The sequence below is a fragment of the Stenotrophomonas sp. I18B00994 genome, from assembly GCF_014145825.1.
Taxonomy (GTDB): Bacteria; Pseudomonadota; Gammaproteobacteria; order Xanthomonadales; family Xanthomonadaceae; genus Stenotrophomonas; species Stenotrophomonas maltophilia.
Map to the genome: position 1 here is coordinate 43,369 of NZ_JACIUW010000005.1, position 16,288 is coordinate 59,656.

13 protein-coding genes are annotated in these 16,288 nt (G+C 66.7%); 10 read left to right on the top strand and 3 right to left on the bottom strand.

Features of this window, described 5'->3' with window-relative positions; translation table 11 throughout:
* The first annotated feature begins 82 nt into the window (after positions 1-82).
* The 10 genes from H4O10_RS06985 (at position 83) to H4O10_RS07030 (ending at position 12,898) form a co-directional block, all read left to right on the top strand.
* Positions 83-856, top strand: coding sequence for a flagellar brake protein (locus H4O10_RS06985; RefSeq protein WP_005413239.1), 774 nt, complete (start codon positions 83-85; stop codon positions 854-856).
* A 232-nt stretch (positions 857-1,088) separates the two neighbouring features.
* The gene (locus H4O10_RS06990) at positions 1,089-1,580 is read left to right on the top strand and encodes a chemotaxis protein CheW (RefSeq protein ID WP_005409516.1); all 492 of its coding nucleotides are present in this window, start codon (positions 1,089-1,091) and stop codon (positions 1,578-1,580) included.
* Between the two features lie 136 nt (positions 1,581-1,716).
* Positions 1,717-2,100 carry a hypothetical protein gene (locus tag H4O10_RS06995; protein ID WP_005409515.1) on the top strand — a complete coding sequence of 128 codons (384 nt, stop codon included), beginning with the start codon at positions 1,717-1,719 and terminating at the stop codon, positions 2,098-2,100.
* A 101-nt stretch (positions 2,101-2,201) separates the two neighbouring features.
* Positions 2,202-4,577, top strand: coding sequence for a methyl-accepting chemotaxis protein (locus H4O10_RS07000; RefSeq protein ID WP_024957771.1), 2,376 nt, complete (start codon positions 2,202-2,204; stop codon positions 4,575-4,577).
* Positions 4,578-5,343: 766 nt separating this feature from the next.
* A complete protein-coding gene (locus H4O10_RS07005) occupies positions 5,344-7,614 on the top strand; it encodes a methyl-accepting chemotaxis protein (RefSeq protein WP_005409513.1) in 2,271 nt (756 codons plus the stop codon).
* A gap of 37 nt (positions 7,615-7,651) precedes the next feature.
* Entirely contained in the window at positions 7,652-8,521 is an 870-nt protein-coding gene (locus tag H4O10_RS07010; protein WP_005409512.1) for a CheR family methyltransferase, read from the top strand.
* The gene (cheD, locus tag H4O10_RS07015; protein WP_005409511.1) at positions 8,518-9,114 is read left to right on the top strand and encodes a chemoreceptor glutamine deamidase CheD; all 597 of its coding nucleotides are present in this window, start codon (positions 8,518-8,520) and stop codon (positions 9,112-9,114) included. Before H4O10_RS07010 ends, cheD begins: the two co-directional genes overlap by 4 nt.
* A complete protein-coding gene (locus tag H4O10_RS07020; RefSeq protein WP_182680965.1) occupies positions 9,111-10,184 on the top strand; it encodes a chemotaxis response regulator protein-glutamate methylesterase in 1,074 nt (357 codons plus the stop codon). Before cheD ends, H4O10_RS07020 begins: the two co-directional genes overlap by 4 nt.
* Positions 10,185-10,276: 92 nt before the next feature.
* Positions 10,277-11,863: a hypothetical protein gene (locus tag H4O10_RS07025; RefSeq protein ID WP_005409509.1), complete on the top strand. Its 1,587-nt coding sequence runs from the start codon at positions 10,277-10,279 to the stop codon at positions 11,861-11,863.
* Between the two features lie 90 nt (positions 11,864-11,953).
* Positions 11,954-12,898, top strand: coding sequence for a hypothetical protein (locus H4O10_RS07030; RefSeq protein ID WP_076739011.1), 945 nt, complete (start codon positions 11,954-11,956; stop codon positions 12,896-12,898).
* 91 nt (positions 12,899-12,989) lie between these two features.
* On the opposite strand, the gene acnB is transcribed toward H4O10_RS07030, so the two are convergent.
* From acnB to H4O10_RS07045, 3 genes are read right to left on the bottom strand one after another with little or no spacing between them, the layout of a single operon-like run.
* Complete coding sequence (acnB, locus tag H4O10_RS07035; protein ID WP_076739010.1) at positions 12,990-15,581, bottom strand: bifunctional aconitate hydratase 2/2-methylisocitrate dehydratase; 2,592 nt, start codon at positions 15,579-15,581, stop codon at positions 12,990-12,992.
* Positions 15,582-15,624: 43 nt separating this feature from the next.
* Positions 15,625-16,023 carry a type II toxin-antitoxin system VapC family toxin gene (locus H4O10_RS07040; protein WP_005409506.1) on the bottom strand — a complete coding sequence of 133 codons (399 nt, stop codon included), beginning with the start codon at positions 16,021-16,023 and terminating at the stop codon, positions 15,625-15,627.
* A gap of 6 nt (positions 16,024-16,029) precedes the next feature.
* Positions 16,030-16,254, bottom strand: a complete 225-nt coding sequence (locus tag H4O10_RS07045; protein ID WP_005409505.1) for an AbrB/MazE/SpoVT family DNA-binding domain-containing protein — start codon at positions 16,252-16,254, stop codon at positions 16,030-16,032.
* Between the last annotated feature and the right edge of the window lie 34 nt (positions 16,255-16,288).

Sequence of the window (16,288 nt, forward strand, 5' to 3'; positions counted from 1 at the left end):
CTTCATAATCCAATGAAGAGGCCGATATCCCCATCGAGCCTGCGCCAACGCGTGCTGGCGCCCGCCCCTGATCACAGACTCCATGTCCGACGGCCACGACACTGAACTGCATGATGTCCACGCGGCCGACGCCGCGGACGAACGCTTCCTGGTCCGCAACCCCCGCCAGCTGCGGCAGCTGCTGCGCTCGCTGATCGACCAGCGATCACTGATCAACGCGCATATCGACGGCCGGGATCGTTCCTTCCCGACCGCCCTGCTTGATCTCGACGAGGACGAAGACTACCTGCTGCTCGACGGCAGCCCGCAGGAGGCATCGAACCGTGCCGCCGAGCAGGCCGACCACCTGCTCTGCTTCGCCCAGCTTGAACGTGTCCTTGTGCGGTTCCGCCTGCACGAACTGCAGCGCGTGGACAACGATGGCCACGTCGCCTTCCGCGCCCCGTTGCCGGACGAACTGGTGCATCTGCAGCGCCGTGAGCTGTACCGGCTGGAGACCCCGGTCACCGACTCGCCGCATCTGCTGCTGCCACCCGGCGAAGCACGTGCCGAAGCGCTGTCGATGCGGGTGGTGGACATCAGCGGTGGCGGCCTGGCCGTAGTGGTTCCCAACGACTGCGCCGTATTCGGCCTGCAGAAGCGCTACCCGGCGCAGCTGTCGCTGCCCGATGGCCCCGACCTGGACATCGAACTGGTGGTCTGCAACCTGCTGCCACAGCGACAGCCCAATGGCATCGAGGTCAAGCGCGTGGGAATGCGCTTTGACAGCCTGCCGCGCGGCGGCGACAGCGCCATCCAGCGCTACATCTTCCGCATCGACCGCCAGCGCAAGGCGCGCCGCAACGGCGAGCTCTGAGGCCCGTTCGACCGTTCGTGCCGGCCGGCGGCCGGCAACCCGCATGATGCCGTCGCCGGCCAGCGGCCGGCACTACCGATCTTCGGCGGATCCACGCCATATGCGCGTGCCGGCCGCGCCGCGGTAGATCCCCGCCATGCGTGGATGCCTCTCCCCCGGCACCTAAAGTCCCCCCACGCGGGGCCGATATCGAGCCTGACACCGGGACTTCCGGCAGAACCAGGACCCCTCGATGAACGACAAGACCAGCTCCGCCGCCAGCGCCGGTGGCGAATTCCTCAGCTTCACCCTCGGCGCCGAGCACTACGGCGTGGACATCCTCAAGGTGCAGGAGATCCGTGGCTACGATGCGGTCACCCGCGTGCCGGACGCCCCGGACTACATCAAGGGTGTGATCAACCTGCGCGGCACCATCGTGCCGGTCATCGACCTGCGCTTGAAGCTGCGCCTGGACAACGCCCGCTACGACGCTTTCACCGTGATGATCGTGCTCAACGTCGAAGACCGCGTGGTCGGCATCGTGGTCGACAGCGTGTCGGACGTGATCCCGCTGTCGGCCGAGCAGATCCGCCCGACCCCGGAGTTCGGCGCTGCAGTCGACACCCGCTTCATCTCCGGCATCGGCACCCACGACGACCGCATGCTGATCCTGCTGGACATCGAGACCCTGCTCGACAGCGCCGACATGGGCCAGGCCTCCCTCGCCGAAGACGCTGCCGCCTGATCCATCGGACCTGCTTCACGTTCTGGTCACAAAACCCTTCAGTTCCCCCCAGCAGTGCCGATAGGGGGACAGAAGCCGGTCGCGCAGGAGCGCGCGGAACCGGAACGACCATCACCATCCCCGGAGATACACCTCGATGAAGTCCCTGCTTGCGTTCGTTTCGGCCGCTGTCCTGGCCACCACCGCTTCCTCCGCGTTCGCCCAGGCGGCCGACATGATCCCGCCGGAACTGGCCCCGCGTTCGGTCGGCAAGGACGGCATGGTCTGTGGCAAGGTCGAAAAGGCCCGCTACGCCGAAGGTTCCGAAGGCCAGCCGACCTTCCTGTACATGGGCGGTGCCTTCCCGCGCCACACCTTCTCGGCCCGCATCGCCGGCGAGAACCGCGGCAAGTTCTCCTTCCCGCTGGAAACCCTGGAAGGCAAGACCGTGTGCGTGATCGGCAAGATCCAGCGCGACGCCTCGCGCGCGGAAATCGAAGTCAGCTCGCCGGCGGGCCTGAAGCTGGCCAACATCAAGTAATCCGCTGTCCGTCGAACCACGCCGGAGCTTGTGCCGGCGTGGTTTCTGCTGCAACCGGGCCCGACGCCCGGACGCGTCTGCCTTAGGAGATCGCAACGCCCATGCCGTGGATCAACAACCTGAAACTGATGCCGAAGCTGCTGTTGACCTTCGGCGTCCTCCTGCTGGTGATGCTGCTGCAGGGCATCGTCGCCTATCGCGGACTGCATTCGCTGAACAACGTCACCACCGAGTTGGCGGGTTCGCGCATGGAAAGCATCCGCATGGCCGGCGAGATGCGCGGCATGCTGGGCGAGTACCGCAATGCTGCCTACCAGCAGCTGATCCGCGCCAGCGATGACGTCAAGTCCGACGCGCGCAAGCAGGCCGTCGACCTGCGCACCAGCATGGACACGTCGATCAAGGAATACCCGAAGCTGGTCGACAACGCGCAGCAGAAGAAGCTGTTCGATACCTTCGCCAAGGAATGGAAGGACGCCCTGGCCTCCTACGACAGCGTCACCGAGATGCTGGAGCTGGACCTGCCGGACGATGCCATCGATACCTTCGTGGGCGAGACCCGCACCAAGCACCGCAAGGCTGCATCCGCGCTGGAAGCGCTGATCGCCGAAGACAACCGCCTCGCCCGCGCCTCGCGCGAAGAGGCCGCGTCCACCTATTCCGCCTCCGCCGTGCTGACCGTGATCGCCCTGCTGGGCGGCGCCGCGCTCGGCCTGGTGCTGGTCTGGCTGTTCGCGCGCGCCCTGGTCGGCAGCGTGCGTGGCGCCGTGTCGGTTGCCAACGACGTGGCCGGTGGCAAGCTCGATGGCCACATCGACGTCAGCCGCCAGGATGAAGTGGGCGAACTGATGCAGGCCATGCAGCGGATGCAGCGCGACCTGCGCGAACGCATCGAAACCGACCAGGCCGTTGCCCGCGAGAACCTGCGCATCCGCACCGCGCTGGACTACAGCTCGACCGGTGTCTACCTGACCGATACCAGCAACACCATCGTCTACAGCAACCGCGCCCTGCAGCAGACCCTCAGCCAGTACCAGGATGAAGTCCGCCGCGACCTGCCGGACTTCGACGCCCAGGCCTCGTTGATCGGCAAGCCGGTCACCGTGCTGGAACACCGCGGCGAGATGGACCAGACGCTGTTGGGCAACCTGAAGGCCCACGGCGTCGCCCGTCGCCCGATGCAGTACGGCGATGCCCAGTTCGCGCAGGTGGTGTCGACCATCCGCAACGAAGGCGGCGACACCGTCGGCTACGTGGTGGAATGGCGCGACCGCACCCAGGAAGCACTGGTCGAAGCCGAAGTGGCGCGCGTGATCGCCCAGGCCGCCGCCGGCGACCTGTCCGGCCGCATCGACGCCAGCGACAAGGAAGGCTTCTTCCTGCAGCTGGCCCAGCAGATCAACGGCCTGCTGGACGCCAACGCCGGCAGCATCGAACAGATCTCCGGCCTGCTTGCCGCGCTGTCGCAGGGTGACCTGACCGTGCGCATGCACGGCGACTACCAGGGCGTGTTCGCCCGCATGCGCGACGACGCCAACGCCACCGCCGCGCAGCTGAGTGAAATCGTCACCCGCATCAAGCAGTCCAGCCGCGCGATCAGCTCGGCCGCCGGTGAGATCGCCTCGGGCAACAGTGACCTGTCGCGCCGTACCGAGCAGCAGGCCGCCAACCTGGAAGAGACCGCCGCCTCGATGGAGGAACTGACCTCCACCGTGCGCCAGAACGCCGAGCACGCCCGCCAGGCCAACCAGCTCGCCATCGGCGCGCACGGCGTCGCTTCGCAGGGCGGCGAGGTGGTCGGCCAGGTGGTCACCACCATGTCCGCCATCGAAGCCTCGTCGAAGAAGATCGCCGAGATCATCAGCGTCATCGACGGCATCGCTTTCCAGACCAACATCCTGGCGCTGAACGCCGCAGTGGAAGCCGCGCGTGCCGGTGAACAGGGCCGTGGTTTCGCCGTGGTCGCCAGCGAAGTGCGTACCCTCGCCCAGCGTTCGGCCGCTGCCGCCAAGGAGATCAAGGGCCTGATCGACGATTCGGTCGGCAAGGTCAACGACGGCTCGGCGCTGGTGCACAAGGCCGGCGCGACCATGGGCGAGATCGTCGCCTCGGTGCAGCGCGTGACCGACATCATGGCCGAGATCTCCGCCGCTTCGCAGGAACAGAGCGCCGGCATCGAGCAGGTCAACCAGACCGTGGTGCAGATGGACGAAACCACCCAGCAGAATGCCGCGCTGGTGGAAGAAGCCACTGCTGCCGCGCGTGCGATGGAAGAACAGGCTGGTCAGCTCAGCGAAGCGGTGTCGATCTTCGTGGTGGACGAAGCCGAGGTCGTCGCCGCCCCGCGCGTCACCGCCCCGGCGCCGCGCGCCGCTGCACCGGCTGCCCCGTCCCCGGCTGCCCCGCCGGCCCGCCGCACGGCGGGTGGTCGCCCGATGGCCACCGAACTGGCCGACGGAGACTGGCAGGAGTTCTGAGGCCTGCCTGACCTGACGCACGAGAACGCCCTGGCCCTGCGCTGGGGCGTTTTTGTTTACGGGGTATCTGGATATCCAGCCAACGGCGAAGCCCCTCGGGATGGTCGGTCGAAGCGCTGGGTTACTGAGGGTTGGCCGCGAGGGTGGGCTGCGCAGGGGCCGCTGCAAGTACGTCCATGTAAGCTCGGTCGCCGCATCCATGCGGCTCACGCCCCTGCGCAACCCACCCTCCCGGCCACGGACAGTTTCCGTGCGCGTCCACCCCGGATTGAAGAAAGAAGAGCAAAAAACAAAAGCCAGGTCACTTCCGGGGTCAGATCCGTTTTCCGCAGGAAAACGGATCTGACCCCTCTTTCCACTTGGAAACCCAACGCTCTTTCCGTCCGACACCGAAATGCCGAGAGGGCTGGGCCGGGGTGGGTAGGCAGGACCGTTGGCGCCATGGATGGCGCCATCGAGCCCCCACGAACGGATTTACGGCGCGTCCTGCCTGCCCACCCCGGCCCAGCCACTTACTGACAATCCAGCGCCGACCCACCGCTGTTGCTGTTGCTGTTGCTGTTGCTGTTGCTGATGCTGTTGCCGTTGCCGTTGCCTCAGAAGCCTGCCGCAGGCAGCGCCGCAGCCGCCGCTGCAAGAAAACCTGAATACGTTCGGACACCGCACCTCAATCCCCCGCCCCAGCGGCCGATAACGGGGTTGTCACGGCGTATCCCGCCGCTGACCGGCTCGGCGCCGCCCGCCCGTTTCGACTTGGTCCTGCTCGATGAATCTCCTGCATCGCTGGCAACACTACTTCAGCAATCTCTCCGTCCGGCGCAAGCTCAACCTGCTGACGCTGCTCATCGCGCTCGGCGTGATCGCGCTCTCGGTGATCGCCGCCCGCATGCAGTACCTGGACCTCACCGAGACCCGCAAGACCGCGCTGAAGACCCAGGTCGAACTCAGCTACGGCATCCTCCAGCACTACCACCGCCTGGCCGGCACCGGCGAACTCAGCGAGGACGCCGCGAAGAGCGCCGCGTTGCAGGCCCTGGAAGTGATGCGCGCCGAGAACGATACGTACTACTTCAACATCTACGACACCGGCTACCGCCTGCTGATGCACCCGTTCCGCAAGGACCTGGTCGGCAAGGACATGAAGGACTTCCGCACCGACGACGGCGTGCGCATCTATTACGACCAGGTCGAAGCGGCCAAGGCCGGCGGTGGCTTCGTCAACTATCGATGGGCCAAGCCGGGCAGCAAGGGCGAGGTCGAGAAGGTCGCCTACGCCGGCCTGTTCGCGCCGTGGAACTGGGTGGTCAGCAGCGGCGTCTACATGGACGACGTGCAGCGGCAGGCGCTGGTGTTCACCGCCATCATGGCGATCTCCGGTGGTGTGCTGGTGCTGATCGTGCTGGCCCTGAGCTGGGTCATCGGCAACCGTATCGCGCGCCCGCTGAAGCAGGCTACTGCCGTCGCCGAAGGCATCGCCAATGGCAAGCTGGACAGCCATATCGGCCCGCAGCCGCATGACGAACCCGGTCGCCTGCTGGAGGCCATGTCCGGCATGCAGCAGCAGCTGCATGCGGTCATCGGCCGCCAGCGCGAAATGGCCCGCCGTCACGATGCCGGCGAACTGAGTTATCGCATCGACGCCAGTGTCTTCCCCGGCGAGTACGGGCTGATGGTGCAGGAGACCAACACCCTGGTCGGCAGCCATGTGCAGACCCTGCATGACGTGCTGGACGTGGTACAGCAGTACGCAGTCGGCGACCTGAGCCGCGACATCGCCCGCTACCCCGGCGAAAAGGCGGCGATGACCACCACCGTCGACACCGTCAAGGCCAACCTCGGCCGCATCAATGCCGAGATCAAGCAGCTGGCCAGTGCCGCTGCCGCCGGCGACTTCAGCCAGCGCGGTGATGCGCAGCGCTTTGATCACGATTTCCGCCTGATGCTGGAAAACCTCAACGCAATGATGGCGGTCAGCGATGACAACCTCGGCAAGCTCTCGCAGTTGCTGTCGGCCATCGCCGAAGGCGACCTGACCGCACGCATGCACGGCGACTATCAGGGCGTGTTCGCACGCATGCGCGACGACGCCAACACCACCGTTACGCAGCTGACCCAGATCGTTGGCCAGATCCAGGCCAGTGCCTCCAGCATCACCCTCGCCGCTGGCGAGATCGCGTCCGGCAACAGCGACCTGTCGCGCCGTACCGAGCAGCAGGCCGCCAACCTGGAAGAGACCGCCGCCTCGATGGAGGAACTGACCTCCACCGTGCGCCAGAACGCCGAGCACGCCCGCCAGGCCAACCAGCTCGCCATCGGCGCGCACGGTGTCGCTTCGCAGGGCGGCGAGGTGGTCGGCCAGGTGGTCACCACCATGTCGGCCATCGAAGCCTCGTCGAAGAAGATCGCCGAGATCATCAGCGTCATCGACGGCATCGCGTTCCAGACCAACATCCTGGCGCTGAACGCCGCAGTGGAAGCCGCGCGTGCCGGCGAGCAGGGCCGCGGTTTCGCCGTGGTCGCCAGCGAAGTGCGTACGCTCGCCCAGCGTTCGGCTGCGGCGGCCAAGGAGATCAAGGGCCTGATCGATGATTCGGTCGGCAAGGTCGCCGAAGGCTCCAGCCTGGTGCACCAGGCCGGCAGCACCATGGGCGAGATCGTCGCCTCGGTGCAGCGCGTGACCGACATCATGGCCGAGATCTCCGCCGCCTCGCAGGAACAGTCGGCCGGCATCGAGCAGGTCAACCAGACCGTGGTGCAGATGGACGAGACCACCCAGCAGAATGCTGCACTGGTGGAAGAAGCCACCGCCGCCGCACGTGCGATGGAAGACCAGGCCGCGCAGCTGGCCGACGCCGTGGCGATCTTCCGCCTCGACAACCAGGTCTCGGCCGCGGTGAAGGCTGTCGCCGAACGCGTGGAACCGGCGCGCATCACCACCGTGGCACGTCCGCAGCCGACCAGCACGCCCACGCCGGTACGTCGCAGCAGCAACGCCAGCACCTTCGCCGCCAGCGACAGCGACTGGCAGGAATTCTGAGACCCACCCGCGGCGGCTTCGGCCGCCGCCTCTGCCGATGGACACGTCCCCCGTGCAAAGTCCTACTCCCATCGTCACCGGCCCGCGCGAGTTCGAGTTCGCCGACCGTGATTTCCGCCGCGTCTGCGACCTGATCTACCAGCGCGTGGGCATCGCCCTCGCACCGGCCAAGCGCGACATGGTCTATGGCCGCCTGTCGCGCCGCCTGCGCACGCTGGGCATGCGCAGCTTCCAGCAGTACCTGGACCATCTTGAGCAGGAAGACGGTGACGAGTGGCAGGCCTTCACCAACGCACTGACCACCAACCTGACCTCGTTCTTCCGCGAGCCGCACCACTTCGACAAGCTGCGCGAAGAGCTGCAGCAGCGTTCCAGCCGTTCGCCGCTGCTGCTGTGGTCGTGCGCGGCGTCCACCGGTGAGGAACCCTATTCGATGGCGATCACCGCCTGCGAAGCCTTCGGTACGCTGAAGCCGCCGGTGCGCATCGTCGCTACCGACGTCGATACCCAGGTACTGGCCACCGCCGGCCGCGGCGTCTACAACATTGACCGTGTCGCCAATCTCGACCCGGACCTGCGCCGCCGCTACTTCCAGCGTGGCAGCGGTCCCAACGAGGGCCAGTGCCGCGTGCTGCCGGCGCTGCGCGAGCTGATCGAGTTCCGTCCACTGAACCTGCTCGCCCCGCGCTACGACGTCGGCGGCCCGTTCGACGCGCTGTTCTGCCGCAATGTGATGATCTACTTCGACAAGCCGACCCAGCGCGCCATCCTCGGCCGCCTGGTGCAGCACCTGGCCGACGATGGCCTGCTCTACACCGGACACTCGGAGAACTACCTGCACGCCGCCGACCTGATCCAGCCCTGCGGGCGCACCCTGTACCGCCGCGCGGCAAAGGCCGGCGCATGAACGCCTCACTGCGTACCGACGACGTGATGCGCTACCAGGATGCGCGCTTCCAGACCCTTGCCGCCAAGCTGCTGCCCACCCAGTACCTGGTGGTCGATGACACCACCGCGCTGACCACCACCCTGGGTTCGTGCGTGGCCGCCTGCCTGCGCGACCCGGTGCTGAAGATCGGCGGCATGAACCACTTCCTGCTGCCGGAGGGCAACGCTGGCGACGGCGCGCCCGCGCGTTACGGCAGCTATGCGATGGAACTGCTGATCAACGACATGCTCAAGCGCGGCGCGCACCGCAAGCGCATCGAGGCCAAGGTGTTCGGCGGCGCCAACGTACTGAAGGGCTTCACCAGCAATCCGGTCGGTACCCGTAACGCCGAGTTCGTGCGCCAGTACCTGCAGGCCGAGCATATTCCGATCATCGCCGAGGACCTGTGCGGCATCCATCCGCGCAAGATCTGGTTCTTCGCCGACACCGGCCGCGTGGTGGTGCAGCGCCTGCCGCATGCCCACGAAGCCGAAGTGGCTGCCACCGAATCGGCAGTGCGTGCGCGCCTGTCCAAGGCCCCGGTCACCGGTGGCGTGGAGTTGTTCGAATGACCCTGACCGGCAACGCCCCCTGCCGGGTCCTGATCGTCGACGACTCCGCCGTCGTGCGCCAGATGCTCACGGAAATCCTGTCCAGCGATCCGGCCATCGACGTGGTCGGCACCGCTGCCGACCCGCTGCTGGCGCGCGAGAAGATCAAGCGTCTGGCCCCGGACGTGATCACGCTGGACGTGGAAATGCCACGCATGGACGGCCTCGCCTTCCTGGAAAACCTGATGCGGCTGCACCCACTGCCTGTGGTGATGATTTCCTCGTTGACCGAGCGCGGCGCCGATACCACGCTGCAGGCACTGGCACTGGGCGCCGTGGACTTCGTCTCCAAGCCCAAGCTGGACGTCGCACGCGGCCTGCAGGGCTACGCCGACGAGATCATCGCCAAGGTGAAGATGGCGGCGCGCTCGCGGGTGCGCCCGCTGGTGCGTGCTGCCGCTCCGAAACTCCTGCTGGAAGCAGCTCCTGCAATGCGCCCGGCTGCACCGCAGTTCCGCACCACCGACCGCCTGATCGCGATTGGTTCTTCGGCCGGCGGCACCGAGGCGCTGCGCGTGGTGCTGGAAGGCATGCCGGCCGATGCGCCTGCCGTGGTGATGACCCAGCACCTGCCTGCCAGCTTCAGCAGCGCCTTCGCCGAACGCCTGGACCGGCATTCCGCGATGGCCGTGCGTGAGGCCAGCGACGGCGAGGCAGTGCTGCCTGGCCATGCCAACCTGCCACCGGGCGGCAAGCACCTGCGGATCATCCGCGACGGTGCGCGCTGGCGCTGCCGCGTCGATGATGGCCCTGCGGTGAACCGTCACAAGCCCGCGGTGGACGTGCTGTTCCGTTCGGTCGCGCAGAGCGCGGGCGGCAACGCCATCGGCGCCATCCTCACCGGCATGGGTGACGATGGCGCGCGCGGCCTGCTGGAAATGCGCCAGGCCGGCGCGCCGACGCTGGTCCAGGATGAAGCCACCAGCGTGGTCTGGGGCATGCCCGGCGCTGCCTTCAAACTGGGAGCGGCCGAAGAACAGGTGCCATTGGAACGGATCGCCGAACGACTGTTGGCGCTCGCCCGCGGCTGATCGTCCGCGGCATCGCACCGCCTGATTTCCTCTTTCAGATGCCGGCCCCGGAAGGGCCGGCACGGCTGTCGTGTTTTCCAAGGAGTTTGACCATGGCCCTGCGTCTCTTCCGTTACCAACCGTCACTGCTGGCGGCCGCTCTGCTGGCTCCGCTGGCAGCTACCGCTGCCGGCGTGCCGGCACCGCCGCAGGCCACCCCGGGCCTTCCCGCCGCCCCCGTCGCGAAGGGCACCGCCTGGACCGATCGCGTCCACATCCAGAGTGGTCCGGATACCGCATCGAAGCGCCTCCACGCACCCGACGTGGCGTTGCGCATCGTCACCCCCGATGACAGCGAGTCGCTCACGCCAAAGGGCCTCGCACTGCTCTTCAGCGGCAATGAGCCGGACTACTTCCGGCGCAACACCCTGCCCGGCAGCATCGTCGAGAGCCAGGCCAGCCCCGCCACCACGCTGATGCCCAACGTAGCCAGGGCGCTGGTGGGTGGCTACTTCAGCTATGCGCCTGACGCGCTGCCCAACCAGAGCAGCACCCTGCGTTTCAGTGCAGACACCTGGGCGCTGGTGCACCAGGGCAACACGCGGAAGGATCCCCTTTACCGCCTCAACCACGTCAGCACCATCGAGCAACGCCGTGCCGATGGCACCCTGGCTGAAATCATCAGATGCAGTGACAGCGACGACCGGGCGACCCTGGGCGAGTGGCAGGCCAATGACTACGCCAGGCTCAAGATTGCCGCCCAGGTGATCACGATGAAGTGCACCGAGCAGCTCATCAAGCGAATTCCGGCGATGTACCCTCGCCCGCTTGCTGCTGAAGATCTCACGGCCTACGCAGGCGGTGCCGTGCCGCCGGCACGGGTGCGCATCTATGCCAGCCTGGGGCGGACCACCACCCTGTACACCGACGCCGCCTGCCGCGAGGACTACCGCGACAGGATCGACGTCAAGTACAACAACGCCGGTGACAAGGGCGTGCTCGGCATCCCCGCCACGGAAACCCTGCGCAGCAAGGAGAACGAGCGGTTCTCCATGCTCAGCTACCAGGAGTACGAAGTCGCCGGCGGCAAGCCGCTGATCGTCGAAGCGCGCTTCGACGCATCAAGCCGCATGTACTGCGACGGGCAGTTGTCGGGTCAGTTCGTGGCCAGGCCCGGACAGGACTACGAAGTGGAAATGGAAGTGGCCGACAAGATGTGCCGCCTGCATCTGCGCCAGGTACACGCCGATGGCAGCACGACGCCACAGGTCGCACGCAAGACCCCCAGCACCTGTGAGGGCACGCGTGCGCCGGTGCGCATTGAACCGCGGCAGGACATGCAGGTCCTGCTGTTCAGCCCAGGCCAGCTGCAGATCCAGGATGCCCGTCAGGGCAGCGCACCGGAACGGTTGACCGACGACGCGGGCAGCACCGAGGCACTGCGGAAGATGCTGCAGCAGGCCAGCAGCAATCCCGGCACACGCCTGTGCGTGGTGGTACCGGCTACCGATTACAGCAGCGCCCTTCACGATGCCGTGCGCGAACGCGTACTGGACGCACCGCAGGTATTGCCCAGCCTGTGGGAAGAGGCGGCCACGGTGAACAGTCGCCGCAGTGCCGCCGCCGATGCTCCGGTCGACATCGCCGCTGCGATCGCCCATTGCAATGCGTTCCCGATCAGGGAGTTCGCGCCGCGCTGAGCAATCGCTCCCCTACCTTCGGCCTTCGCCGGGCATCAACCACCAGAGCGCGCACAGCGCCTCATTTTCGTTTCCCCAAGGAGTACTACCGTGGCATTACGCCCAACCTGCCTCACCGCCGCGATCGCGGCCACCCTGCTGCTGGCGCCGTCGGCCTACGCCAACGACGAAGCACCCACACCCACGCCTGCCGTGGATTCCGCAGTCACCAGCGGGTCAACGCTCGATCCAGCAACGGGTGCGGCGACCGCGCCAGACGCGGCGCACGCCCCCACCGCGGCCGATCCGGGCATCGGGAATGTCACAGCCGCCGTGGCACCTCCTGTTGACTACAGCAGCCTGCAGCACATCAAGGTCACTTCCGGACTGGGTGCAGGCCCCAACGGCAATCGCGTGGGCGATCACGTGCTGCGCCTGGTGATGCGTGCCGACACCGCTGCCGTCACCGCGGCCAAGGTCGGCCTGTCTGCTCTGGCGTTCGTCACTGGCGTGGGTGACATCGGCACCAGCAACAGCTTCAGCAAGAACAACGTCCGTGGCGAGGACATCAACTCTGTGCCCAGCCCGGCCTTCGGCGCATTGCCCGGCATGATCCGCGAGCAGCTGGCACTCTATTTCGCGGCCCACCCCGGCGCCATTCCCAGCGACGAGCGCACCGTGGAAGCCAGCGCCGGCCAGTGGTCGCTGGTGTACCAGAAGCTCAGCGATGCAGAGACCCCCTACGAGCTGCGCCACGATGTAACCATCGGCTTCCCGGTGGTGCGCAAGCTGTTCCGCAGCGCCAGTGGCGGCCAGGGCGTGCACTGCCGGGACGAAGCACGGATTGCCCCGCTGCAGGAATGGCAGGCGGACGACTATGCGAAGGCCAAGGCGGCGTCGCGTGAGTTCGCCGAGGCCTGCATCGCGCGTTTCGTGGCTGAGCTGCCCCGCCTGTTCCCCGACCATGGCGCTCTGCCGCAGCCTGCGGTGGAAGCCGAGCTTCCGGCGGAAACGCCGGCCGTGACCGAGGAAGCGGCGGCCGTTACCCAGGCCTGAACCTGGGTACGCCCCCAAACGAAGAACCCCCGGCTCTCACCGGGGGTTCTTCGTTTCAACGGCGTGCCGGCCAGCGGCCGGCACTACCGCATCAGGCAGCGACCGTGTTGGCCACGTCCTGGTATTCCTCGATCTGGTCGAAGTTCATGTAGCGGTAGATCTCCGCACCATTGGCGTTGATCACGCCGATGTCCGCCATGTACTCTTCCTTGGTCGGGATGCGGCCCAGACGCGAGCAGATCGCGGCCAGTTCGGCCGAACCCAGGTACACGTTGGTGTTGCGGCCCAGGCGGTTCGGGAAGTTGCGGGTCGAGGTCGACATCGCGGTGGAGCCTTCGCGGATCTGCGCCTGGTTGCCCATGCACAGCGAGCAGCCCGGCATTTCCATGCGGGCGCCGGTGGCGCCGAAGGTGCCGTACACGCCTTCCTTGGTCAGCTCCGAGGCGTCCATCTTGGTCGGCGGGGCCACCCACAGGCGGGTCGGCAGGTCACGCTTGCCTTCCAGCAGCTTGGCAGCGGCACGGAAGTGACCGATGTTGGTCATGCACGAACCGATGAACACTTCGTCGATCTTGGCGCCAGCGACTTCGGACAGGGTCTTCACGTCGTCCGGATCGTTCGGGCAGGCCACGATCGGCTCCTGGATGTCGGCCAGGTCGATCTCGATGACGGCGGCGTACTCGGCGTCGGCATCCGGCTCCAGCAGCTGCGGGTTGGCCAGCCACGCCTCCATCTTCTCGATGCGACGCTGCAGCGAACGCGGATCCTGGTAGCCCTCGGCAATCATCCACTTCAGCAGCGTGATGTTGCTGGTCAGGTACTCGATGATCGGTTCCTTGTTCAGGCGCACCGAGCAACCGGCCGCCGAACGCTCGGCCGAGGCGTCGGACAGTTCGAACGCCTGTTCGACCTTCAGCTCCGGCAGGCCTTCGATTTCCAGGATGCGGCCGGAGAAGATGTTCTTCTTGCCAGCCTTGGCCACGGTCAGCAGGCCCGACTTGATCGCGTACAGCGGGATTGCGTTGACCAGGTCACGCAGGGTCACGCCCGGCTGCATCTTGCCCTTGAAGCGCACCAGCACCGACTCCGGCATGTCCAGCGGCATCACGCCGGTGGCCGCAGCGAAGGCGACCAGGCCCGAACCGGCCGGGAACGAAATGCCCACCGGGAAGCGGGTGTGCGAGTCACCACCGGTACCCACGGTGTCAGGCAGCAGCATGCGGTTGAGCCAGCTATGGATCACGCCGTCGCCCGGGCGCAGCGAAACGCCGCCACGGGTGGAGATGAACTCCGGCAGGGTGTGGTGGGTCTTCACGTCCACCGGCTTCGGGTAGGCGGCGGTGTGGCAGAACGACTGCATCACCAGATCGGCCGAGAAGCCCAGGCAGGCCAGGTCCTTCAGCTCGTCACGGGTCATCGGGCCGGTGGTGTCCTGAGAGCCGACCGAGGTCATCTTCGGTTCGCAGTAGGTGCCCGGGCGCATGCCCTGGCCTTCCGGCAGGCCACAGGCGCGGCCGACCATCTTCTGTGCCAGCGAGAAGCCCTTGCCGGTGTCGGCCGGCTGCACCGGCAGGCGGAACAGGTTGGTCGGGGCCAGGCCCAGCGCTTCGCGCGCCTTGCCGGTCAGGCCACGGCCGATGATCAGCGGAATGCGGCCACCGGCACGCACTTCGTCGAACAGCACTTCGGACTTGACCTGGAACTCGGCGATCACTTCACCGTTCTTCAGCGCCTTGCCTTCGTACGGACGCAGCTCGACCACATCGCCGTGCTCCATCTTCGACACGTCCAGCTCGATCGGCAGTGCGCCGGCATCTTCCATGGTGTTGTAGAAGATCGGGGCGATCTTCGAACCCAGGCAGACGCCACCGGCGCGCTTGTTCGGGATGAACGGAATGTCATCACCGGTCCACCACAGCACGCTGTTGGTGGCCGACTTGCGCGAGGAGCCGGTACCGACCACGTCGCCGACATAGGCAACCAGGTGGCCCTTGTCCTTCAGGTCGAGGATCTGCTGGATCGGGCCGCGCTTGCCGTCTTCTTCCGGGGTGAACGGCGCGTCGTCGCGCTTGTTCTTCAGCATCGCCAGGGCGTGCATCGGGATGTCCGGGCGGGTGGTCGCATCCGGTGCCGGCGACAGGTCGTCGGTGTTGGTCTCGCCAGGCACCTTGAACACGGTGACGGTCAGGCTCTGCGGCACTTCCGGGTTGCTGGTGAACCACTCGGCATCGGCCCAGCTCTGCAGCACGGCCTGGGCGTTGGCGTTGCCGGCCTTGGCCTTTTCCTGCACGTCGTGGAACGCGTCGAACACCAGCAGGGTCTTCTTCAGGCCATTGGCAGCAATGGTGCCGACGCTGGTGTCGTCCAGCAGCTGCACCAGCGGCGCAACGTTGTAACCGCCGAGCATGGTGCCCAGCAGTTCGGTGGCGCGCTCGCGGCTGATCAGCGGGTTCTGCTCGCTGCCCAGCGCGATCGCGGCCAGGTACGAGGCCTTGACCTTGGCTGCGTCATCGACGCCGGCCGGCACGCGGTGGGTCAGCAGGTCGAGCAGGAACTCGGCCTCGCCCTGCGGCGGGTTCTTCAGCAGTTCGATGACATCGGCCGTCTGCTGCGCGCTCAGCGGCAGCGGCGGGATGCCAAGCGCAGCGCGCTCGGCGACGTGGTGGCGGTAGGCTTCCAACATGACAACTCCCGGGTAATGCGTAGGTTGAAATAACAAAGTGGGCTCAGGCTTGCGGCACGATCAGCTTCAGGCCCTTGAAGTAGTCGCGGTAAAACGTGTCGTTCCAGGTGATCAGGCCGTCGCACTGCAGCAGTGCGTGGGCGCCGACCATGAATTCGTCCAGGCTGCGGCGGCTGCCGCCGCGCTGGCGATGACGGCGGTGCATCTCGCCGGCGCGCAGTGCCGACTTGGCTTCCATCGGGTTGAAATGCACGCCCATCTCTTCCAGCGCTTCGAGCACTTCGGCACCGCCGCGCAGCGATGCGCAGACTTCGGCCAACGTTGCGCCACAGACCACCACGCGGCCGCCGACCAGGCTCTGCCGCAGGATGGCTTCCACCGCATCGGCCTGCGGACCATTGCTGAGCAGCTCGACCAGAACTGGTGAATCGACGGCGATCATCACCGCTTACTCCTCGTCACGCACCGCGCGCACCGCCGCGTCGGACGATTCGAAGCCGTCCAGCGCGAACTTGCCGCGCGCCCGTGAGATGGCATCGTCAACACTCTTGCGCAGGATGATGCGGCTGCCGTCCAGCTCGACCTTCAGCAGCGTGCCCTTGGTCAGGCCGAGGGCATCACGCACCGCCTTGGGCAGGGTGATCTGTCCGCGTTCAGCGACGGTGGCTTCCATGGGGGGTACGCCTCAAAAAGTATGCATGAATTAT

Excerpts from the sequence above, each read along its gene's own strand:
- H4O10_RS06985 (WP_005413239.1), top strand. The coding sequence starts at position 83 with ATGTCCGACGGCCACGACACTGAACTGCATGATGTCCACGCGGCCGAC.
- H4O10_RS06990 (WP_005409516.1), top strand. The coding sequence starts at position 1,089 with ATGAACGACAAGACCAGCTCCGCCGCCAGCGCCGGTGGCGAATTCCTC.
- H4O10_RS06995 (WP_005409515.1), top strand. The coding sequence starts at position 1,717 with ATGAAGTCCCTGCTTGCGTTCGTTTCGGCCGCTGTCCTGGCCACCACC.
- H4O10_RS07000 (WP_024957771.1), top strand. The coding sequence starts at position 2,202 with ATGCCGTGGATCAACAACCTGAAACTGATGCCGAAGCTGCTGTTGACC.
- H4O10_RS07005 (WP_005409513.1), top strand. The coding sequence starts at position 5,344 with ATGAATCTCCTGCATCGCTGGCAACACTACTTCAGCAATCTCTCCGTC.
- H4O10_RS07010 (WP_005409512.1), top strand. The coding sequence starts at position 7,652 with ATGGACACGTCCCCCGTGCAAAGTCCTACTCCCATCGTCACCGGCCCG.
- cheD (WP_005409511.1), top strand. The coding sequence starts at position 8,518 with ATGAACGCCTCACTGCGTACCGACGACGTGATGCGCTACCAGGATGCG.
- H4O10_RS07020 (WP_182680965.1), top strand. The coding sequence starts at position 9,111 with ATGACCCTGACCGGCAACGCCCCCTGCCGGGTCCTGATCGTCGACGAC.
- H4O10_RS07025 (WP_005409509.1), top strand. The coding sequence starts at position 10,277 with ATGGCCCTGCGTCTCTTCCGTTACCAACCGTCACTGCTGGCGGCCGCT.
- acnB (WP_076739010.1), bottom strand. The coding sequence starts at position 15,581 with ATGTTGGAAGCCTACCGCCACCACGTCGCCGAGCGCGCTGCGCTTGGC.
- H4O10_RS07040 (WP_005409506.1), bottom strand. The coding sequence starts at position 16,023 with ATGATCGCCGTCGATTCACCAGTTCTGGTCGAGCTGCTCAGCAATGGT.
- H4O10_RS07045 (WP_005409505.1), bottom strand. The coding sequence starts at position 16,254 with ATGGAAGCCACCGTCGCTGAACGCGGACAGATCACCCTGCCCAAGGCG.